Source organism: Nocardia amamiensis, from assembly GCF_015477605.1.
Classification (GTDB): domain Bacteria; phylum Actinomycetota; class Actinomycetes; order Mycobacteriales; family Mycobacteriaceae; genus Nocardia; species Nocardia amamiensis_A.
On the sequence record NZ_JADLQX010000003.1, the window covers coordinates 245365 to 266803 of the forward strand.

A 21439-nucleotide genomic window follows, 5' to 3' on the forward strand; every position below is an offset into this window, starting at 1 on the left:
CTGATGGCCACTTGGGTCGCCACCTTCGTGCTGTACGTATTCGTCAAACCAGAGGAAACGACCACCGTGCCGACCACGCTGGTCAACGCCATTCCAGCGGCGGTGCTATCCGATCAGCCGAGCCCCTGATCCGGGCGGACCGACCGCCGCCACGCTGTCACCCACGGTTGACGACGCAGGCCGCGCGCGGTTGCTGGTTACACTGGCTCCCCGTGATCACCATGCGGAACGTGACCAAGTCGTATCCGACCTCGACGCGACCCGCGCTGGACAACATCACCGTCGATGTGGGCAAGGGCGAGTTCGTCTTCATCATCGGACCGTCCGGCTCGGGCAAGTCGACCTTCATGCGGTTGCTGCTGAAAGAGGAGTCGCCCACGTCCGGCGAGATCCGGGTCGCCGACTTCCGGGTGGACCGGTTGCCGGGCCGCAAGGTGCCCAAGCTGCGCCAGCGCATGGGATGCGTCTTCCAGGACTTCCGGCTGCTGCAGCAGAAGACGGTCTACGAGAACGTGGCGTTCGCGCTGGAGGTGATCGGCAAACGACGCCAGGTCATCCAGCGCACCGTCCCCGAAGTGCTCGACATGGTGGGCCTCGGCGGTAAGGCCGACCGGCTGCCGAGCGAGCTTTCCGGCGGTGAACAGCAACGTGTGGCGATCGCGCGCGCGTTCGTGAACCGGCCGCTGGTGCTGCTGGCCGACGAGCCGACCGGCAACCTCGATCCCGACACCAGCGCCGACATCATGATGCTGCTGGAGCGGATCAACCGCATCGGCACCACGGTGCTGATGGCCACCCACGACAACCACATCGTCGACGCGATGCGCAGGCGGGTGGTGGAGCTCGATCACGGCCGCTTGGTGCGCGACGAGGCGACCGGGGTTTACGGGGTGGGCCGATAATGCGTGCGAGTTTCCTTTTCGGCGAGGTCGCGGCTGGTCTGCGCCGCAACGTCACGATGACCATCGCGATGATCCTGACCACCGCGGTCTCGCTCACCATGCTCGGTGGCGGTCTGCTCGCGGTGCGCATCGCGGACAAGACCGAGCAGTACTTCCTGGACCGCCTCGAGGTGCGGCTGTATCTCACCGAGGACGTCTCGGCCAACGACCCGGACTGCTCGCAGGACCCGTGCCGGGCGCTGATGGCCGATCTGAAGGCGACCGGCGGCGTGGAATCGGTCCAGTTCCTCAACCGGGACGAGGCGATCCGCGAAGCCAAGGAGAAGACCTTCAAAGACCAGCCCGAGCTGGCCAAATACGTCAGCGAGACGCCGCTGCCCGCGTCGCTGCGCGTGAAGATGAAGAACGCGCAGCTGTATCCGACGATCTACGAGAAGTTCTACGATCGGCCCGGCGTCGGCATGGTGCGCAACGACAAGGACATTGTCGACCGGCTGGTCAGCCTGTTCGACGGATTGCGCAACGCGGCATTCGGCTTGGCCGTGCTGCAAGCGCTGGCCGCGTTGCTGCTGATCGCGAACATGGTGCAGATCGCCGCGTTCACCCGGCGCACCGAGGTGGGCATCATGCGGTTGGTCGGCGCCACGCGCTGGTACACCCAACTGCCCTTCCTGCTCGAGGCGGTGGTCGCGGCACTGGCGGGTTCGGTGCTCGCGATGCTCGGCCTGCTCGCCGCCCGCCCACTCGTGATCGACCGCGCGCTCGGCGATCTGTTCGCCAGCAAGGTCTTCCCCCGTATCACTGGCGAGGACATCGCGACGACCGCGCTGGTCATCGCCCCGGTCGGCATAGTGTTCGCCGCGCTGACGGCATACGGAACGTTGCGGTACTACGTCCGCGAATGATCGCCTGAGCCGGAGATCCGCTTCATCAGTTCGACCGGCTCTACCACCCGCCTACCGTTGGCGAAGACGGTTTGCCGACCGGACCGCACGGCGCGTCACAGCACGAGGTCGGTCAGCTGGTCCCAATCGAGGTGGATCCGGATCGGCAGATCGACGGCGAACGCTGTGCCCGGCTTGAGGACGCGGGCGAGGCGGTAATGCCCGACGCTGTGGTCGAGGCCGAAGGTCTCGATCGAGGTCACCTCGCTGTCCGACACGCTGACCAGCCAATACCAGGGGATTCCGGCCGCAGCGTATTCGCCCATCTTCTCGAGCCGGTCGGTTTTGACGTGACTGGGCGAGATGACCTCGACGGCGATCTTCAGATGCCGCGCGGGTACCGGTCGGACATCCGCCGGTACGCATTCGAACAACGCGATGTCGGGACGTCGAATGGTCGCGCGGGGGGCCTCCCAGAGCACCACATCGAAATCGTGGTTGGCGTCCAGGCACGCCGACGGGTCTTCGCCCATGTGTTCTCGGGCCGCCGTCTCCAGCATCGCGAGCAGCCGATGGACGGCTTTCTGATGTGCCCGGGTCGGTGATTCGCAGCGCACCGCGTCTCCGTTGACCACCTCCACCAGGCGGCAGAATTCCTCTGGAAGCTCGCGCCAGATGTCGACCGTGATCGGCTCGGGTTGGACGTTGTCCGGCCGGGCCCAGTCGAAGATCGCTGACATGAGTCGGATTCTAACTGCGACGACGCCGTCGGCCGCTCATGTCGATGTTGCCCCGGCGTCCCTCTGCCTCGCTGCGGCCGTGCGCGTCCTGCACATGTCGAGCCGGACCTGCATCCGCCGAATATTCTGCATCTCGACGCCTTTCTTACTCTGAAGTAAGATAGCCTTACTCAAGAGTAAGATTGCTGGGGACAGACCGCACCACCCATCCGAGAATCCGAGAAACAGGTAGATGATGAGCACTCGAGACAGCGCGACGAAGCGACGTCCAGACACGTCCGCGGTCGGCCTGAACCAACCCAAGCGGGATTGGATGGGCGCGGCGATGCGAGTCATGACGACCCTGACCGGGTCGGAACTGGCCGAGAAGTACAACCTGCGCAAGCCGATCGAGCGCGTCACCTACGAGGGCACCAAGACCGGCTTCCGGACGCTCGGCGCCGCGACTCGCGCATTCGCCAAGGTCGCCGGCACCGGAGCGCCCAAGCGCCTGGCGGCGAACGAGGCGAAGAACAAGAACTATTTCGACCTCACCCCGACCGACGAGCAGCGGATGATCGTCGAGACGGTGAAGGAATTCGCCGCCGAGATCCTGCGCCCGGCCGCCTATGAGGCCGACAACGCCGCCAAGGCGCCGCACGATCTGCTGGAGCGGGCCGCCGAGCTCGGCATCACCCTGATCAACGTGCCGGAGGAACTCGAGGGCGCTGCCGCCGAGCGCGGCGCGGTCACCAACTCGTTGGTCGCCGAGGCGCTGGCGCACGGCGACATGGGCCTGGCGCTGCCCATCCTGGCGCCGAGCGGCGTCGCGGTCGCGCTCGCGCAGTGGGGCAGCGATGCACAGCAGAAGACCTATCTGCCGTCGTTCACCGGGGAGAACGTGCCGCAGGCGTCGGTCGTGATCAGCGAGCCGCGCGCCTTGTTCGACCCGTTCGCGCTGCAGACGAAGGCGGTGCGCTCGCCGAGCGGCTACCGGATCTCGGGTGTGAAGTCTTTGGTACCCGCCGCTGCCGACGCGGAACTGTTCCTGGTCGCCGCCGAACTGGACGGTCGTCCCGCGCTGTTCATCGTCGAGTCCGACGCACCTGGTCTGGTCGTCGAGGCCGACCCGAGTATGGGTCTGCGCGCGGCTGGACTGGGCCGGGTGATCCTGGACAACGTCGCCGTCGGCGCCGACGCCATCCTGGGCGATGGTGACGCCAAGTCCCGCGCCGAGGACTACGCCGACGCCGTGCGCCTGGCCCGCCTCGGATGGGCCTCGCTCGCCGCGGGTACCGGACAGGCCGTGCTGGACTACGTGATCCCGTACGTGAACGAGCGGGAAGCGTTCGGCGAGCCGATCTCGCACCGCCAGGCGGTGGCGTTCATGGTCGCCAACATCGCGATCGAACTCGACGGCATGCGCCTGGTGACCCTGCGCGGCGCCTCCCGCGCGGAGCAGGGCCTGTCCTTCGGCCGGGAGGCCGCGCTGGCCCGCAAGCTCGCTGCCGACAAGGGCATGCAGATCGGCCTCGACGGCGTGCAGCTGCTCGGCGGCCACGGCTACACCAAGGAACACCCGGTCGAGCGCTGGTACCGCGACCTGCGGGCCATCGGCGTCGCCGAAGGTGTCGTGCTCGTCTAACCGGCCCGTTCCGTTTCAGGAGACCCACCCATGATCAACCTCGAACTTCCCAAGAAGCTGCGGGCCAGCGCGAACCAGGCCCACCAGGTCGCCCAGGAGATCTTCCGCCCGATCTCGCGCAAGTACGACCTCGGCGAGCACGACTACCCGGTCGAGCTGGACACCATGGCCGCCATGGTCGAAGGTCTGGCCGATTCCGGCACCCAGAAGATCGGCGGCGCGGCCGGTGGCCGTGCGGAGGACAGCGAGAGCGACCGCCACGCCACCGAACTGCTCGGAAACACCAACGGCGGCAACATGTCCGCGCTGCTCAACGCGCTGGAGACCTCGTGGGGCGACGTCGGCCTGATGCTGTCGATCCCCTACCAGGGTCTGGGCAACGCGGCGATCGCAGCCGTCGCCACCGACGAGCAGCTCAAGCGCTTCGGCAAGGTGTGGGCCTCGATGGCGATCACCGAGCCGTCCTTCGGCTCCGACTCCGCCGCCGTGTCCACCACCGCCGTGCTCGACGGCGACGAGTGGGTGCTCAACGGCGAGAAGATCTTCGTCACCGCGGGGCAGCGCTCGACCCACATCGTGGTGTGGGCCACGCTCGACAAGAGCCTCGGCCGCGCGGCGATCAAGTCGTTCGTCGTGCCGCGCGACGCCCCGGGTCTGTCGGTGGCGCGGCTCGAGCACAAGCTCGGCATCAAGGCTTCCGACACCGCCGTGCTGCTGCTGCAGGATTGCCGGATTCCGAAGGACAACATCCTCGGCAGCCCGGAAGTCAACGTGGAGAAGGGTTTCGCCGGGGTCATGCAGACCTTCGACAACACCCGTCCGCTGGTGGCCGCGATGGCGGTCGGCGTCGCCCGCGCGGCGCTCGAGGAGCTGCGCTCGATCCTGACCGCGGCGGGCGTGGAGATCTCCTACGACACCCCGCCCAACAACCAGCACGCCGCCGCGGCCGAATTCCTGCGGATGGAAGCCGATTACGAGTCCGCCTACCTGCTCGCCCTGCGCGCGGCATGGATGGCCGACAACAAGAAGCCCAACTCGCTCGAGGCGTCCATGTCCAAGGCGAAGGCGGGCCGCACCGGCACCGACGTCACCCTCAAGGCCGTGGAACTGGCCGGCGCGGTCGGTTACTCGCAGCGCACGCTGCTGGAGAAGTGGGGCCGCGACTCGAAGATCTTGGACATCTTCGAAGGCACCCAGCAGATCCAGCAGCTCATCGTGGCGCGGCGCGTACTGGGCAAGACCAGCGCCGAGCTGAAATAAGCTGGGAGACAACGAGAAACCGGTGCGAGTCCGCTCATCAACTCGCACCGGTTTCTTCGCGTCCGACATCGGGCACATCGGGCAACTGCTCGCTCAGGCCGCCTGTAGGCCGTCATCGCCGGGAAGCTCCCAGATTCGGGCCGCCTCGTCCACGGCCTGACGGGCACGCTCATGGCTGGACGGAAGCAAGTGCGTGTAGACCCGGAGAGTGAAGCCAGGGTCCTCATGCCCGAGGTAGTCGGCCAGCTCTTTGACCAAGCCGGAGCCCGCAGTGCATCCCGTCGGCCCGGTTCTGGTAGTCCAAACCCGCTTTGCCGAACGCTGGCTTCCACACGATCTTGGTGAACAGGTCCCCACTCATCGCGTCGCCTTGCTCGTTGACGATCAACAGCCGGACCGTGACCGGATCACCATCAGCCGAGCCCCACGGCAGCGTGACCGGCTGCGGCGGAAACAACTTCATGTGCTGGTCGATCGCGTCGAGCACTGCACTGGACGTGCTTAGCGTTCATCCAGCGACCATATGCATTCGCCGCGAACTACTCATCGCTGTCGGCGGCTGGATGGCGTTACCAATAGCCGAAGACATCGGGATGCTTCTCGCCGTATCGACCTTCGCCCCTGGATGGTCATCGGTGACGTCGGGCTGCACTACCGCAAACACCCAGACCAGACCACGCCGAGCGACACGCCCCAGGATGCCCCAACCAGGAATCCGATGGCCCAGCGAGGCTGAGATGCGAGGTGGAAGCAGCGGACTGTACTGAGACTAGTGCCGCGTCCAGGAAGGTTGATGCGGTAATCGCCGGAGTGGCGGATTGATCGTGGACTGGGAACCGATGATGCTGCCGGTGGAGGTGGTGTCGGTGGCTCGCCATCCGGATGTGTTCGTCAGAGCGGTGTCCTCGGAAGAGGTGCCACCAGCCTCAATGCCATACGCCGTCACCATTCAAAGACTAGACTTCACCACATCCCCTCAATGGACACGATGATAATCATGGATATGCCGAAGTAGCAGGGTATGATTCCGAGCCCGGACAGAAATTGGATCCGCGCGAAATTCCAGCCACGAAAGTGCATACGTACGGCATTGATGGCAACGATCACAATCCAGATTGCCAGGGCCAAGAACGATCCCACTGGCAAGGCCCAGAATGAAAGGAATTCAACCAGGGCCATCACGCAGAAAAAGAACAGAGCGGCGCCCGATGCGACACCAAGGATCACCTGCCAGCAGCACCTGAACCAGGTCAAGGCCGTATTGCGGACATTCATTTGCCTGCCCCTCTGTCTATATCATTCCCTCTCGGTCCGTTCATCGACGGGCGGTGAATGCATCGAGGCCGGGTGCAGAGTCCGGCGTAAGAGTATTCAGTTCGGCCGGGCCGAATGGGCCCGGTGTTCGGATTCATCAGTTCTCCGGGGAGTGATCGGTGGCCAGGAATTGATCCACGGCCTCGACGTCGTCGTCGGTGGGTTCGAGGAGACGCTCGCTGAGGATAGGAATTGGGTGGTCCAGCCAAGAAGGCCGTTCGCCCTCTGCGGGCAGCAGTTGATGTCGTTCGGCGAATTGCTCGGCATGGCGCCGGACCGACTCGCGCAACGCGCTGACCACCACTCCTTCCGCCAGGCTGGTCAGCTCCTCCAGCAGCGCTCTGACCCGGTCGAGCTGATCGGTTTCGGTGCCGTCGGCCAGGACGCGTGGCCACAGCGTGCGTTCGAAGGTGTCGGCGAAGTCGGCCGCGATCTGATCGGTGTGGTCACGCAACCGGACGACTTGGTCGAGCACCTCACTCGCTGGTATTTCCAGTTCAGCGACCCGGAGTCCGCTTGTCAGCGCCCAGCGTCGCGCCTGCGGGCGGCCGCGCCGCCAACGGATCAGCCCGAGCTGAGTTGCCTTGCGCAGCAAGCTCGGCCGCAGGTCCTTCGACTTGATCATCAGTCGGATTTCGCGCAGGCCGAACGGTACCCAATCCTCGGGGCCGCCGGGCAGCGCGAGCAGATCGGCAACTGACGCACCCTGTGCGCGGGCGGTCAGCAGTTCAGTGATCGAGGCGAGTGAGAAGCCACGATCCTGTAGTCGCTGCACCAACTCGAGGCGCTGCAGGTGGGAGCTGTCGTAGCGTGCGGTGCGGCCGACCCGACGAGGCGCATGCAGCAACCCCTTCGTCTGATACATCCGCACAGTGCTGGTCGGCACACCGGCTCGCGCAGCCAGCTCCTCCACGGTGAGATCACCGTCTGCCCTTCGCATGAATCGAGCATTGCAGCTCTGAATCATCTAGTCAATACTATTCTAGTAAATGCTCGAAGTATCACGTACTGTGCACTTGAGGACGGGTCTGGCGCCGATCAACTCTCAAACGCGGGCCGAGTCGACACTGGCCTCGGATTTCGGTACCGCAATCCCTGACCTCGAAGGCCGCCGGGGAACGCCGCGGCGAACCGGGCCGACTACCTGGCGAAGTCGCAGCGGGTATCGGGTTGGGCGTTGCGAGACGCAGTCGCCGATGGCCGCACGGCATGACCTGGCGCTGGATGGGGTTTCCTACCAGCTGCCAGTCGGCGCCTTGCACCGGCAGTACAAGGCGGTCGGCGGATCGTCGTCCGTGCAACGTCACTCAGGAGCTGGACTACGCAGATCCGGAACTGCCTGTCGAGAACTGATCGGTTCCCAGCCCACGATCAATCCGCCACTCCGGCGATTACCGCATCAACCTTCCTGGACGCGGCACTAGCGACCCGATCGACTGACAGGCGCTATCCAGCTCGGTCCTATGTCAAGTAACATCGAGTCCGTCACCTCAGTGATGCCGAGAGGTGGGACGCCGTTGGCCCGACGCCCCACCAGGTGGGTTAGCTAGCCCGCACTCGGCGGACCAGGACGAGAGCCCCGGCGATCACGGCAGCAAGTGCAAACACGATGCCGTAATCGACCGGGGTCTTCCTCTTTCTCCGGCGATGTTTCGCCATCCCCACCACCTCCTTCCTGGGCGCGGTGTGTGGACCAAGTCCACCGCCCCTCGGCTGGAGGTGCATCCACCCTACGTGATCGCGCTGACAGGAATCGTTGAACCGCAACAGGTTCCGGCACTCGACCAATCGGCCAGGACGTCACCCACCGCGGACCGCGATCCGACCGGCTTTCAGGCCCGAGCGGCGTACCTGACCGACCGAGCCGCGCGTTGTGCGAGCTTGTGCGAGTTCTTGCCGAATTTCGCCATACAGGATCAAGAGCGCCCCGGCGGCGCTTCGCGCCGCCGCCGCGCTGCGACGCGCAACGCGGCTGATGGAGCGTCGCCCGCGGCGCGTCGAGCGCGTCGGCGACACTCGGCCGCCGGGGCGCACAGAGTTCCTGTCTGGCCACTTCTGCATCAACCGAAGCAGTGCTGGGCACGACGAGAGCCGTACCCGACCTACCTCCCGCAGTCGAGCACGAATCCGCCAGGCACTCTGTCCGGTCCACCGGCTGTGGTCCCGCCGAGGTCCCCGGATACACGTGCAGGTCACCGCATCCAGCCGACAACGCTCGGTGGTCACCAGTTCCTCTCCGGCCGTGGCGGTCTGACTGATCCGAGGGCTATCACGCCACCAGCGGGCATCAAGAGCGCCTACGGCGGCGTCACTGCGTGATGGCTGTCGCCACTCTTGACACCCGCCGGAGTCGTGATCGAGACGCCCTCAGCCAGACCACCCCAACCGGAGAGGAACCGAAATGAACGTCACCGAGCCCACCACCTGCCAGCTTCGCGGATGCAACAACCCCGCCGGCGTCCCGTTCTTCTACGAGTTCCCCACCCACGGCGAGCAGCAGGAGATCCGGTGGCGCTGCCACCAGTGCGACGCCCAGATCCGCCGCAACATCGAGACCGCGGCCCGGTACCCGTACTGATCCCGGAGGGGGCTTCGGCCCCTTTCCCCGTGTACCGCCGACCAGCCGAGGAAAGCTGTTGTCTAGCTCGGAAACTCATCGCCATCGGCCTAAGACAACAGATGGGATCGATGCGATGATCCCCTCGTGACACCGTGGTGGCAGCCGATACTTGGTTGGGGTGGAGTCATCATCGCAGCAATCATCGCTGGGGGAATTGCTCTACGAACCGCTCAAGGAACCCCATACGAAACCTTAAAGACTCTGGTCGAGATCCTCGACAAGTCTCATCTCCTAGGGCGAGAAGACCGCCAGGTACTTGAGATTGCCATCCATCGCGAAGTTCAGCGCATTGAGCAGCTGAACCAAGCCCGACTCGAAGGCTTCTGGGCCTATCAACGGGTCCGACTCAAACAACTCGACTCCACCGGCCCACTCGCGGGAGTCTTGGCAGCCATCCTCGTCCCGACCATCGGGATGACCGTGGCGTATGCCATTGAAAACTTCGTGCTGCGGTAAGTCCGATATCAAGAAGCTGAGCGCCCTTCGGCCGCTTGGCCCTGCTGTGTAGTGGCCTGCATTGTGTTCCCGCGCCCCTCCAGCGTCAAGAGCGCCTACGGCGTCACTGGCGTGATGAGCTTCGCTCACTCTTGACCCCGGAGCCTCTACGCGCGAATGGCAGGCCGATAAGGGGCAGGCGCAGCCAGCCCACCTCTGGGTGCAACCCACCACCCAACAGGGCCATGCCTGGTCGCTTCAGGCCGTTTACAGGCCGTGGGACGCCAAAAACGGGCCAGAACACGCGAGAACCCCCGAGACGCTTACGGGCAGCTCAGGAGTGGTTTTGGTGCTATTTCACCAAGTCAGCCGGAACCGGCCGCAAGATCTTGGACATCTTCGAAGGCACCCAGCAGATCCAGCAGCTCATCGTGGCGCGGCGTGTCCTCGGCAAGACCAGCGCCGAGCTGAAGTGATGTGAATTAGACAGTCCCACAAAGCAATCCGATGCGGGTTTTCAACTCGCACCGGATTGCTGTTGCGGGCTACGAAGTGTTGTCTCGGCTATGGACCTGGAGCCGTATGCTCCGTAGCCTTCGCACCCATGTGGAGCATCGTTCTCATCGCCGTCGTCAGCTGCATTGTGATCGCAGCGGGATTCGCCTGGGGGCTGCCCTGAGGCCGGCCTTCCCGGTCCGCGGCGGGCTCGGGGGCGACCGAGTCGCTGCACCGGCCGCCCGCCGGACTGCCTACTGGTCGCCCTCGGCAGCGCCCGGAGCTTGCGCCGCTCCGGCGGCGACGTACCCGGCGGTGGCCAGCAGCCGGCCGATCTGCTCGTAGGTGGCGCGCTCCCGTGGCGCGATCGTGGCGAGGCCGTCCACGTAGCGGTTGAACATGCAGAACGCCGCGGCGACCAGGACCGCGTCATGGATGTCCTCGTCTTTGGCGCCCGCCGCGCGAGCGTTCTCGACATCCTCCTGGGTGACATCGAGGCCGGACTGGCGCACCTTGTCCGCGATCCGGAGCAGCGCGCGCAGTTTCGGATCGATGGACGCGGACTCCACGTCGTCGATGACGGTGTCGATCGCGTCGCGACCGCCCTCGACCAGCACCGCCGCGGTGGCCGCATGCGACTGGGTGCAGAAGTAGGTCTTGTTGCGCGACGACACGAACGCGGCGATGGTCTCGCGCTCCCCCGGGCTGAGCGGCGAAGACCCGCGCAGCAAGGTCTGCGCGAATTCGCTCAGCGCAGCGCCGGTTTCGGGTTTGAAGGCGAACAGACCCCGGATACCGGGCAGATCGCCGGGAACTTCGATGAACGGTTCACGGTCCTTCGGATCGGACATTGGCCGCGTCTCCCTTCGAGCGGTCTCGAGCCGTTGCGAGGGTAGCCCGTCCGCCTGGTGGCACAGGACAAAAAGGACAGAATCCGGTCCGTGATCCGCCTGCCCTCTCTGCCGTGACCGCTCTGAGACTGATTTGTCTGATTTCGTTGTGACCTGTCACACTCCGCACTGCTACGGTGGCGGACAACACGCCGTACTGGTTCGCTAGGTCGAGTACCGACGCGAGGGTTTTGTGGAGGTTTTTTCGACATGAAAGTGGCGCACACGCTGGAGGTTGTGAAGGCGCTAGGGGTGCTGCGGCACCGGGGCGTCAGCGACCCTCGGAAGCCGCTGGAGACGCTGCGGACGATGAAGGAGTCGAAGATCCTCGGCCCGCAGGCAACGCTGATCCGGCATTCCGCGCGGGTGGCGCCGGATGCGCCGGGTATCGCCGACGACGCAGGCACGCTGACCTACCGCGAGCTGGACGAACAGTCCACGGCGATCGCACGCGGCCTGCAGGCGGCTGGCATCACCGAGGGCATGGTGATCGGCATCCTGGCGCGCGACCATCGCGGCCTGATCCTGTCCATGGCGGCGGCGGGCAAGCTCGGCGTCCGGATAGCGCTGATGAACACCGGGTTCGCCAAACCGCAATTCGCCGAGGTATGCGCGCGCGAAAATGTCAAGGCGGTGCTGCACGACAGTGAGTTCCTCGGCCTGCTCGACGCGCTGCCCTCCGACCTGCCGCGCTACCTCACCTGGGTCGACGAGGGCACCCCGCTGCCCCCGGGCGCGCAGACGCTCGATGACCTGGTCGCGGCCAATTCGACCGAACCGCTGCCCATGCCGAGCAAGCCGGGCGGCTTCATCATCCTGACCAGCGGCACCACCGGCTTGCCCAAGGGCGCGCCGCGTACCAAGGTCACCCCGCTGTCCACGGCGCAGTTGGTGGACCGCATCCCCTTCCCGCAACGCGGCACCCAGGTGATCGTGTCGCCGATCTTCCACAGCACCGGACTGGCCGCCTGGCTGGTCGGCACGGCCCTGTCCAACAAGACCGTGGTGCGCCGCCGCTTCGACGCCGAGGCGACGCTGAAGCTGATCGCCGACCACCAGGCCGACATGCTGGTGGCGGTGCCCACCATGCTGCACCGGATGGTGGAACTCGATCCGGAGATCCGGGCGAAGTACGACACGTCCTCACTGAAGGCAATCGTGCTGGCCGGTTCGGCGCTGTCCCCTGAGCTCACGATCAAGGCCACCGAGGTGTTCGGCCCGGTGCTCTACAACCTGTACGGCTCGACCGAATGCGCGGTCGCGACCGTGGCCAACCCGGAGGATCTCGCCCTCGCGCCCGGCACCGTCGGACGCGCGCCGATCACCTGTGAGGTCCGGCTCTACGACGAGAACGACCAGCGGGTCACCGCGATCAACACCTCCGCGCGCATCTTCGTCCGCAGCGGCGCGCCCTTCGAGGGCTACACCGACGGCAGGAACAAGCAGATCATCGATGGCTACATGTCCAGCGGCGACGTCGGCCACTTCGACGAGAACGGCCTGCTCATGGTGGACGGCCGCGACGACGACATGATCGTCTCCGGCGGCGAGAACGTTTTCCCGCAGGAGGTGGAGAACCTGCTGCTGGAGCGGCCCGACGTCTTCGACGTGGCCGTCGTCGGCGTGGACGACGTGGAGTTCGGAAAGCGGCTGCGCGCCTTCGTCGTTCCCGAGGCAGGCCAGACGCCGGACCCCGAGGAGATCAAGGCGTACGTCAAGAACAACCTGGCGCGCTACAAGGTGCCGCGTGAGGTGGTCTTCCTCGACGACCTGCCGCGCAACGCGACCGGCAAGCTGCTGCGCCGCGTGCTGGTGGACTACGAGGTCAAGGCCTGATCGACAGGGGCAGGGAGAGGCACCTACCCGCGGGTAGGAATCTGTGAGATGAATGACACTGTCGGTCACAGAAGCTTGCTACTGTTAGCGGCAGCACTAGCCCTCTAAATTGCGGCCCACACCACTCGGAGGACCGCCGGGTGCGCCGCCGGAAGGTTGTCGATGTCTCTCTCCCTGCCCCCGCTGGCCGACACTGCCCGCAAGGCGGGTGATCTGGCCCTCGGCGTGAACGTGATGGTCAAGCGGCGATTGTTCAATCCGCTGCGCCCGGACCACGCGGCGCGCTCGGCACGCAACGTGCTGAAATTCGGGCCGTTCGCCGGGGTCGTCATGCACGCCGCGCAGACCAGGCCACACGCCGGAGCCATCGTCGATGAGCGCGGCGAGCTGACCTTCGGCGAACTCAACGAGCAGTCCAACGCCGTGGCCCGAGGATTGCAGGCCCGAGGCATCAATCCCGGTGACGTGGTGGCGATTCTCGCCCGCGATCACCGCGGCATGGTGCTGAGCCTGCTGGCCACCGGCAAACTAGGCGTGCGCGCGGTGCTGATGAACACCGGTTTCGCCAAACCGCAGTTCGCGGACGTGGCCGAGCGCGAGCACGTGAAAGCGGTGCTGCACGACAGCGAATTCGTCGACCTGATGAGCGCCATCCCCGCCGCCATCCCGCGCGTCCTCACCTGGGTCGACGAGGCCGACAACGTCGATCCGTCGATTCCGACCATCGAGACGCTCAGCACGGGCCGCTCCACCGCGCCGCTGCCCCCGCCCGCCAAGCCGGGCGGCATGGTGATCCTGACCAGCGGCACCACCGGAACGCCGAAAGGCGCGCCCCGCGACCGGGTGAGCCCGTTCATCTCCGCCCAGTTCGTCGACCGGGTGCCGCTGCCGAACAACGGCACCATGATCATGGCGGCGCCGATCTTCCACGGCACCGGACTCTCCCAGTTCACCCTCGGTCTCGCCCTGGGCAACCGGGTGATCTTCCAGCAGCGCCGGTTCAACCCCGAGCAGACCCTGGCCAATATCGCCCGATTCAAGGCGGATTCGCTGGTGGTGGTGCCCACCATGCTGCAGCGCATCCTTGATCTGGACGAGGAAGTGCTGGCCGAGTACGACGTGAGCAGCATCAAGGTGATCTTCGCGGCGGGCTCGGCCATCCCGCCGGACGTGGTGACCCGCACGCTGGACCACTTCAACGACAGCCTCTACAACCTCTACGGCTCTACCGAATGCGCCGTCATGACCGTCGCGACTCCCGAGGACCTGCGCAAGGCGCCGACCACCGCGGGCAAACCCCCGGTCGGCATCCGGATCGTGCTGCTGGACGAGAACCGCAAGCCGATCACCCAGCCGAACGTCACCGGAACCATCTTCGTGGACAACGGCTTCGCCTTCACCGGCTACACCGACGGCCGCACCAAGGAGATGGTCGACGGCATGATGTCCAGCGGTGACGTCGGGCATTTCGACGCCGACGGCCTGCTCTACATCGACGGCCGCGACGACGACATGATCGTCTCCGGCGGCGAGAACGTCTTTCCGCTCGAAGTGGAGAACCTCATCGCGGGCCGCGACGACATCTTCGAAGCCGCGGTGGTCGGCGTGGACGACCGCGAGTTCGGCAAGCGGCTGCGGGCCGTCGTCGTGCCCGGCCCCGACTCCAAGCGCGACCCGCAGGAGATCAAGGACTACGTCCGGGCGAACCTGGCCCGCTACAAGGTCCCGCGTGAGGTGATCTTCCTCGACGAACTGCCCCGCAACGCGACCGGCAAGCTGCTGCGCAAGCCGCTGATCGAGATGGAGGTCGACGCGGGCTGATCGGTTCGCGTTCCGGACCGGCAGGCGCGGCGTCCTCGTCGCCGCGCCTGCCGATAAGTCCGATTGAGCCTGCTGGGCCGCCGACGCCGTTCTTCGACCGGTAGCCGGATCGCCGTCTGTGACCGGACGGTCCTTCATCGAGAATTGCGTTGCAGGCCGTCGGCTATCATCAGCGAGTGATTGAGACCGACCGGCCTGCCGCGGGACGACGCGGCGCCGTCGCGCGCGTGCGCGGTGGTTCGGCTGGTGCGATCTCCGGTGCCATTTCCGTTGCCGCACACGGGTGGGCGTCCGGCGGAATGCCGCCCGACAGCACCACGCTGGCGCTGCTCGCCGCCGCGTCCGCCGTGGTCGGCGCCTTGGTCGCCGGTCTGGCCCCGCTGCGCGAGTCCTCGGCCGGGCTGGTCGCGGCGCTCGTGGCCGGGCAGCTACTCGGTCACTTCACCATGGGCATCAGCTCGGGACATGTGCATCACGGTGATGCCCAGCTGACACCCACCATGCTCACCACACACCTGTTCGCGGCCCTCGCGGCCTCCATCGTGATCCGTGGCGCGGAAGCCGCGTACCGGATCGGTACCGCGGTGCTCTCCCGCGTGCTACCGGTACGCCACATTCCGCCCGTCGTCGCGGATCGAGCGCCGCTGCATACGGACCATCGCGACCGCGTCATCCTGCGGGTGTTCGCCGCGGAAGCGCTGCGCACGCGCGGTCCGCCGCTTCCGGTCGCTGTCTGATCTTTCCCCACACCCGGTGCGAAAAGCGCCGTGGGTCAGTGTTGCTCTTGCCCACGGTCTTTCACCGTGCAGCACAACGTCATCCGCACCCTGTGCGCACGCCTGAGCGTGCGGGCGACGCAGTCGCGCGGGTTTGCACGGCAATTTCCGCGTACCCCGGCGATATCGCGCCTCCGCAAGGTGAGCGCACCCGCCGCCGTGCACCTCGTCCAGATGTCGGTCGCCGAATGTAGTTCCGCGAGCGAACGTCGGCCGTGTGCGAGGTACGCGCTGTCCGCCATCGCCAGGAGCGCTACGTGCGCATCGGCCACCCAGGACAACTGCCCTGCTTCCCGCCCGGGTTCCCGACATAAGAAACGAAACGACCGTGAGTACAACTGAAATAACCACGTCCGACGACTTACCTGAGGCATCGGATACACCCGCCGCCCGCCAGTCCACGCGCCGCGGCATATCGGGGCTTGCCATGCGGCTGCACTTCTACGCAGGTGTGTTCGTCGGACCGTTCATCCTGGTCGCGGCGATCACCGGCGCGCTCTACGCGATCTCGCCGACGCTCGAGTCGATCACGTCGCGCGACCTGTTGACGGTTACGCAGACCGGAACACCGAAGCCGCTCTCGGAACAGGTCAGCGCTGCCGTCACGACGCAGCTCGCTATCCAGCCAGATCTGCAGGTGGTCGCGGTCGCTCCGGCCGCCGGCGCCGAGGACACCACCAGGGTGTTGTTCAGCGATCCCTCGCTGGGCGAGTCCGAGCGGCGGGCGGTGTTCGTCAACCCTTACACCGCACTGCCGGTCGGCGATTCCGTCGTCTACGGCAGCTCGGGTGCGCTGCCGATGCGCACCTGGATCGACAAACTGCACCGGGACCTGCATCTGGGCGAGCCCGGCCGGATCTACAGCGAGCTCGCCGCGTCCTGGCTGTGGATCGTGGGGCTGGCCGGTCTGGTCGTGTGGGTGCGTCGCGTGCGGAGCCGACGTGCCCGCAACGGCTGGGGTTGGCTGTTCGCGGCCGACCGGTCGCAACGCGCACGCGGGGGCACGCTGAATTGGCATGGCGCAGTGGGCATGTGGGTGCTGCTCCTGGCTCTGCTGCTGTCGGCGACCGGCATGACCTGGTCGACGTACGCGGGCGAGAACATCACCGAGCTGCGTCAGCAATTGAGCTGGACCACCCCGGCGGTCAGCACTGCACTGCCCGGAAGCACCGCGCTCGAGCATGATTCGAGTTCCGATCATCACAGTGGCGGCCATGCCGAGCACCCGCCCACCGACCCGGCCGACCGGATCGCCCAGCTGGATCAGGTATATACGACCGCCCGCGCCGAGGGCATCACCCGAGCTGCCGAGATCGCGATTCCGGCCGCACCTGGGAAGGCTTTCGCGGTGAAGGAACGCCGGATGCCCGGCACCTACACCGTCGACGCCGTCGCGGTGGACGGCGCTACCGGCACGGTCACCGATCGCCTCGCCTACGCCGACTGGCCGCTGATGGCCAAGCTCACCAATTGGGGCATCCAGTTCCATATGGGTCTGATGTTCGGGCTGCTCAACCAGCTTTTGCTGCTCGCGGCGATGATCGGCCTGATCACCGTGATCGTGCGCGGCTATCTCCTGTGGTGGCGCAGGCGACCGACGCGCGACGCGGGGCGGCTCGCCATGGGCCGGGCTCCGCGGCGAGGCGCGTTGCGTCAGAGCTCGCCGTGGCTGGTCGTTCCCTTGGCGGCCGCCGCGCTGGTGGTCGGCTGGTTCGTCCCGCTGGTCGGGTTGAGCCTGGTTGCCTTCCTCGCCGTCGACATCCTGCTCGGCCTCGTCGGACGGGTGCGCGCCACCTCGTAGTTCGCAAACCCACCGGGCGAAGGCCCGTTACCTCCACGACTTACCAAACGTCATAGGTATGGCCGTCGTACAGCCATGCCTCGAAACCCAAGGACTCCTCATGCAGATCACGAAACTAGCCCTGGCCGCCGCGTTCACCACCGCCGCGGTGAGCATTGCCGCGGGGACGAGCTCCGCCGCTCCCGTCGACGCCACGTCCGTCGAGGTTGCGTCCGGCGAAGGCGCGTCCACGGAGGCTGAGCCCGGCGAGGCCGATTCCGCCAAGGGCGAAGCCGTCGGCTTCACCGCCTACGCCACCGAAACCTCCAGCGTCATCACCACCGACGCCGGTTCGCTGGTGGTCGAGGACCAAATGCTGAAGATCAAGGCAGCCGACGGCACCGTCATCGCGGGAGCACCCCTGACCTTCCGCATCGACGACTTCGAATTCCCCATCACCGCCGAGATTTCCGACCGCACCGCCACGTTGACACCCCAGTTCGACATGGCGCACGCCACCTACAAGCCGGTCGCCCTCCCCTTCGAGGACAAGGCCCCCTGGAAGACCGAATACGACCGCGAGCAGGCCGCTTGGTCCCGCATGACCAGCACCATCGCCATGGGCGCCTCCATCGGCACCCTGGTCGGCGGCATCGGCGGCGCGTCGGTCGGCTGCATCCTCGGCGGCATCGCCGGAGCCACCGTCGCCGCCGCCACCATCGTCGGCATGTTCGGCCCGTTCATCCCGGCCGCCGCAGTCGGCTGCCTCGGCGGCATCGTCGCGGTCGGCGCACTGGGCACGGTCGCCGGCCAGATCCTGGTCACCGCCCCGGTCGCCATCGGCGCGGCCATCCAGTACTTCAGCACGGTCAACTCGCCCATGCCGAGCAAGCCGGCCGAACCGCAGAAGTAGTGGAATGCCCGGCGACCAGCCGGGTTCTACCTCAGACCGCAGTGGCCCTCGGTACCGAGACAGCACGTCTCTCGGTACCGAGGGCATTGCCAACCCGACCGGGCCGTCTGACGGTAATACGTTGCGCGCCAACGACTTGGATACAGGCTGCGGGAGGAATCCGAGTGAGCTGTCAGCTCAGAAACGTAGTTCGCGGACGGTGTTGAGGTCGATACCGTGACTGGCGTAGATCTTGATCGTGTTTTCGCCGGTGAGCTCGGCCTCGGTGTAGCCGAGCAGTTCGGCAATCCGGATCACTTCGTCCTTGCTCGTGGCCTCGATCTCCAGGTACGGCGGGATCTGCGGCCAAGTGTCGATCTCGAGCTGTGCGCCATCGAGCACGAAGCTGATCCGCTTCGTTTCCTGGTAGGACTTCGCGGTGAAGCCCAGCATCTCGAGCAGGGCGTTGGCGGCAGTGAAGTCGTCGACGCTCACCTCGACTTCGTGGGTGCCGTCGATGGCCTCGCTGGTGATCTGCTTGACCGCGAGGGTGGTGCCGTCTCCGTTGTCCCGCAGTCTGATCCACTTCGATTCATCGCCTGGCGTGACGTCGTACACGTAGCGGCGCATGAACCGCTCGCCGAGCTTTCGGCCGCCCTTGTCCAGGATGTGCTGTTCGATGGTGTCGGGGTCGATTCCGAGGATCTTGGCTTCGTGCTCGATAGGCACTCTTGGCTCCTAGTCAGGTTCGTCGGTGGGCTGAATCTATCCGGCGCGCCGGGTGGCGAGCCGCAGATTCGGCGGGAATACCTGACTCGCGCGGACGGCGATCAGAAGCCGGACTGGATGCCGAGGTCGGCAAGCAAGCCGCGGATGCGTTGTCCGATCTCGTCGCGGATCGGGCGGACCGCTTCGATGCCCTGACCCGCTGGGTCATCGAGTTTCCAGTCCAGATACTGCTTTCCGGGGAAGTAGGGGCAGGCGTCCCCGCATCCCATCGTGATCACCACATCGGATGCTTGCACTGCCTCGGTGGTGAGCACCTTGGGAACTTCCGCGGACATATCGATGCCGATCTCCCGCATCGCCTCGACCGCGACCGGATTGATCTGATCGGCTGGGGCGGAGCCGGCCGAACGGACCTCGACGCGGTCGTCGGAAAGGTGGGTGAGGAAGGCTGCGGCCATCTGGGAGCGGCCTGCATTGTGGACACAGACGAATAGGACGCTGGGTTTGGAATCCATTGGTAGTGGGCGGCCTTTCAGGGGGCGGGCGTCTCGAGTTCGGTGAGCAAGGTGCGGACGAGGGCTTCGATCTGGTCGCGGATCGAGCGGACGACATCGAGCGGCTGGTTGGCCGGGTCGGGCAGCTCCCAGTTCTCGTAGCGGCGGCCGGGGTAGATGGGGCAGGCGTCGCCGCAGCCCATGGTGACGATGACGTCGGCGGCCCGCAGGATTTCCTCGGTCCAGGGTTTGGGGTATTCGCGGGCGATGTCGATACCGATCTCCGCCATCGCCTCGATGGCGACGGGGTTGATCTCCTCGCCGGGTTCCGAGCCGCCGGACCACGCGATCGCCGCGTCGCCGGCGAGGTGGTTGAAGAAGCCGAGCGCCATTTGGGAGCGTCCGGCGTTGTGGGTGCACAGGAACAGTACGGTCGGCTTGCCGGTCAGCGCCTTGCCCTCGACCTTCGCCAGTGCCTGGAGACGCTGACGGGCGAACCGCTCCGCCAGCAACGGCAGGAAGGTGAGAACAGTTGCGCGGGAGGCGAATTGGTCGTAGCTGGAGTAGAGGAAGCGTTCGATGGTTTCGACGCCGAAGGTGTCGGCGAACTCGGACTGCAACCGGGTGGCGGCGGTCTTCAAAGCGACTTGCTGATCGATCGTGAGGGTATTGCGCAGGTGCTCGATGGGTGCGAGCGGGCTGTCTGTCATCAGAGTCTCCGGGCGGTTCAGCGGGAATCGGCAATCGAGTGGTCGGAGTCGGTGCTGTGCGGGACGACGACGTTGTCGGCAGCCGCTGCTGCGGCCGGATACAGGACGCCGACCAGCACCAGCCCGATCAGGGCGCCCACGATCTGGGCCGCGATGAATCCGGGGATCGAGGCCGGGGCGATTCCGGCGAAAGTGTCGGAGAATATGCGGCCGACGGTGACGGCGGGATTGGCGAAAGACGTGGAGCTGGTGAACCAGTAGGCCGCGCCGATGTACGCGCCGACAGCGGCTGCCGACAACGCTGCGCGGCCGCTGCGGGCGAGAGCGAAGACGACCGCGATCAGTCCCGCAGTGGCGACGATCTCGCCGATGAGGTGACCGCTGGTGACGCGGTGATGGGTGGAGATCTGCAGCGCGGCCTGGTCGAACATGATGTTGGCCAAGATCGCTCCCACGATTCCCCCGCCGACCTGGGCGAGGAGGTAGCCGCCGAGATCGCGGCCGGTGAGGCCGGTGCCGCGGCGGCGGCCGAGCAGCCAGTCGGCCGCGGAGACGACGGGGTTGAAGTGCGCGCCGGAGACCGGCCCGAAGACGAGGATCAGCACGGCCAGCCCGAAGACGGTCGCGGTCGAGTTCTCCAGCAATTGCAGGCCGACATCGTGCGGCGAGAGCTGCTGGGCGGCGATGCCGGAGCCGACCACCACGGCGACCAGCAACGCGGTGCCGGTGAATTCGGCGATCAGCCGCCGCGCGAGATCGTTCATCGGGCGACCGGGATGTCGAGCACCCGCGACAGCTGCCGGAGAGCGACGGGTTCGACGCGGTAATAGACCCATGATCCGCGCCGGTCACTGCTGAGCAATCCGGCTTCGCGCAGGACTTTCAGGTGGTGCGAGATGGTCGGCTGGCTCACGTCGAACCCCGCCGACAGATCGCAGACGCAAACTTCCTGCCCGGCGCGGCTGGCGACGACGGACAGCAGCCGTAACCGCACCGGATCCGCCAGTGCTTTGAACACGCCCGCCAGCTCTGTGGCGGCCGCAGCGGTCAGCGGTTCCCGAACGACGGGCGTGACCTCGCACGACGGCGAGGTCACGTCCGTCAGCGGCAGCTCGGATATAGACATGCATCGATATTGATGTCCATCGAATCAGTGGGCAAGCGAACACCTGGTGAACAACTTGCCCCGGCGAACCGGCGGGTCGGCGACCGCTGCTACCGAACTGGAGTCCAGCGC

The 21439-nt window shown here is 66.1% G+C and carries 22 protein-coding genes; 12 read left to right on the top strand and 10 right to left on the bottom strand.

The genetic code is table 11. The features are described 5' to 3' along the window. Positions 1-3 precede the first annotated feature (3 nt). The 3 genes from IU459_RS39265 (at position 4) to ftsX (ending at position 1807) form a co-directional block, all read left to right on the top strand. The gene (locus IU459_RS39265; RefSeq protein ID WP_267469767.1) at positions 4-129 is read left to right on the top strand and encodes a hypothetical protein; all 126 of its coding nucleotides are present in this window, start codon (positions 4-6) and stop codon (positions 127-129) included. Between the two features lie 83 nt (positions 130-212). Further along, positions 213-902, top strand: a complete 690-nt coding sequence (gene ftsE / locus IU459_RS05745; RefSeq protein ID WP_195128402.1) for a cell division ATP-binding protein FtsE — start codon at positions 213-215, stop codon at positions 900-902. After that, positions 902-1807 carry a permease-like cell division protein FtsX gene (gene ftsX / locus IU459_RS05750; protein ID WP_195128403.1) on the top strand — a complete coding sequence of 302 codons (906 nt, stop codon included), beginning with the start codon at positions 902-904 and terminating at the stop codon, positions 1805-1807. Before ftsE ends, ftsX begins: the two co-directional genes overlap by 1 nt. Before the next feature lie 95 nt (positions 1808-1902). On the opposite strand, the gene IU459_RS05755 is transcribed toward ftsX, so the two are convergent. Then, positions 1903-2526, bottom strand: a complete 624-nt coding sequence (locus IU459_RS05755) for a Uma2 family endonuclease (protein WP_195128404.1) — start codon at positions 2524-2526, stop codon at positions 1903-1905. A 232-nt stretch (positions 2527-2758) separates the two neighbouring features. Between IU459_RS05755 and IU459_RS05760 the strand changes: the two genes are divergently transcribed. Continuing rightward, on the top strand, positions 2759-4150 hold the full coding sequence (locus tag IU459_RS05760) for an acyl-CoA dehydrogenase family protein (RefSeq protein WP_440446463.1): 1392 nt from the start codon (positions 2759-2761) through the stop codon (positions 4148-4150). Positions 4151-4180: 30 nt separating this feature from the next. Further along, complete coding sequence (locus tag IU459_RS05765; protein ID WP_195128406.1) at positions 4181-5410, top strand: acyl-CoA dehydrogenase family protein; 1230 nt, start codon at positions 4181-4183, stop codon at positions 5408-5410. Positions 5411-5633: 223 nt separating this feature from the next. On the opposite strand, the gene IU459_RS05770 is transcribed toward IU459_RS05765, so the two are convergent. The 3 genes from IU459_RS05770 to IU459_RS05780 form a co-directional block, all read right to left on the bottom strand. Beyond that, positions 5634-5897 carry a hypothetical protein gene (locus IU459_RS05770; RefSeq protein WP_195128407.1) on the bottom strand — a complete coding sequence of 88 codons (264 nt, stop codon included), beginning with the start codon at positions 5895-5897 and terminating at the stop codon, positions 5634-5636. Between the two features lie 476 nt (positions 5898-6373). After that, positions 6374-6685 (bottom strand): hypothetical protein, encoded by a 312-nt coding sequence (locus tag IU459_RS05775; RefSeq protein WP_195128408.1) that lies wholly within the window; start codon positions 6683-6685, stop codon positions 6374-6376. 136 nt (positions 6686-6821) lie between these two features. After that, the gene (locus IU459_RS05780) at positions 6822-7664 is read right to left on the bottom strand and encodes a MerR family transcriptional regulator (RefSeq protein ID WP_195128409.1); all 843 of its coding nucleotides are present in this window, start codon (positions 7662-7664) and stop codon (positions 6822-6824) included. Positions 7665-9125: 1461 nt separating this feature from the next. Between IU459_RS05780 and IU459_RS05785 the strand changes: the two genes are divergently transcribed. Together IU459_RS05785 and IU459_RS05790 are read left to right on the top strand one after the other, a co-directional pair. Beyond that, on the top strand, positions 9126-9302 hold the full coding sequence (locus tag IU459_RS05785) for a hypothetical protein (protein ID WP_195128410.1): 177 nt from the start codon (positions 9126-9128) through the stop codon (positions 9300-9302). Between the two features lie 126 nt (positions 9303-9428). Then, positions 9429-9800, top strand: coding sequence for a hypothetical protein (locus tag IU459_RS05790; protein WP_195128411.1), 372 nt, complete (start codon positions 9429-9431; stop codon positions 9798-9800). A gap of 728 nt (positions 9801-10528) precedes the next feature. On the opposite strand, the gene IU459_RS05795 is transcribed toward IU459_RS05790, so the two are convergent. Continuing rightward, complete coding sequence (locus tag IU459_RS05795; RefSeq protein WP_195128412.1) at positions 10529-11125, bottom strand: carboxymuconolactone decarboxylase family protein; 597 nt, start codon at positions 11123-11125, stop codon at positions 10529-10531. Positions 11126-11374: 249 nt separating this feature from the next. On the opposite strand from IU459_RS05795, the gene IU459_RS05800 reads away from it, so the two are divergent. From IU459_RS05800 to IU459_RS05820, 5 genes are all read left to right on the top strand, one after another. Next, complete coding sequence (locus IU459_RS05800; RefSeq protein WP_195128413.1) at positions 11375-13000, top strand: acyl-CoA synthetase; 1626 nt, start codon at positions 11375-11377, stop codon at positions 12998-13000. A 162-nt stretch (positions 13001-13162) separates the two neighbouring features. Further along, positions 13163-14821 (top strand): acyl-CoA synthetase, encoded by a 1659-nt coding sequence (locus IU459_RS05805; protein ID WP_195128414.1) that lies wholly within the window; start codon positions 13163-13165, stop codon positions 14819-14821. A 176-nt stretch (positions 14822-14997) separates the two neighbouring features. Then, positions 14998-15558 (top strand): hypothetical protein, encoded by a 561-nt coding sequence (locus IU459_RS05810; RefSeq protein ID WP_324198755.1) that lies wholly within the window; start codon positions 14998-15000, stop codon positions 15556-15558. A 367-nt stretch (positions 15559-15925) separates the two neighbouring features. Next, positions 15926-17398, top strand: coding sequence for a PepSY-associated TM helix domain-containing protein (locus tag IU459_RS05815; RefSeq protein ID WP_324198756.1), 1473 nt, complete (start codon positions 15926-15928; stop codon positions 17396-17398). Between the two features lie 100 nt (positions 17399-17498). Beyond that, positions 17499-18290 carry a hypothetical protein gene (locus IU459_RS05820; RefSeq protein WP_195128416.1) on the top strand — a complete coding sequence of 264 codons (792 nt, stop codon included), beginning with the start codon at positions 17499-17501 and terminating at the stop codon, positions 18288-18290. A gap of 177 nt (positions 18291-18467) precedes the next feature. Here IU459_RS05820 and IU459_RS05825 read toward each other — a convergent pair whose 3' ends face one another. From IU459_RS05825 to IU459_RS05845, 5 genes are all read right to left on the bottom strand, one after another. After that, positions 18468-18998 (bottom strand): class IV adenylate cyclase, encoded by a 531-nt coding sequence (locus tag IU459_RS05825; protein WP_195128417.1) that lies wholly within the window; start codon positions 18996-18998, stop codon positions 18468-18470. Between the two features lie 101 nt (positions 18999-19099). Continuing rightward, a complete protein-coding gene (locus IU459_RS05830) occupies positions 19100-19513 on the bottom strand; it encodes an arsenate reductase ArsC (protein WP_195128418.1) in 414 nt (137 codons plus the stop codon). Positions 19514-19530: 17 nt separating this feature from the next. Further along, entirely contained in the window at positions 19531-20202 is a 672-nt protein-coding gene (locus IU459_RS05835) for an arsenate reductase ArsC (RefSeq protein WP_195128419.1), read from the bottom strand. Positions 20203-20219: 17 nt separating this feature from the next. Next, the gene (locus IU459_RS05840; protein WP_195128420.1) at positions 20220-20966 is read right to left on the bottom strand and encodes an aquaporin; all 747 of its coding nucleotides are present in this window, start codon (positions 20964-20966) and stop codon (positions 20220-20222) included. Further along, complete coding sequence (locus tag IU459_RS05845) at positions 20963-21328, bottom strand: ArsR/SmtB family transcription factor (protein ID WP_195128421.1); 366 nt, start codon at positions 21326-21328, stop codon at positions 20963-20965. Before IU459_RS05845 ends, IU459_RS05840 begins: the two co-directional genes overlap by 4 nt. Between the last annotated feature and the right edge of the window lie 111 nt (positions 21329-21439).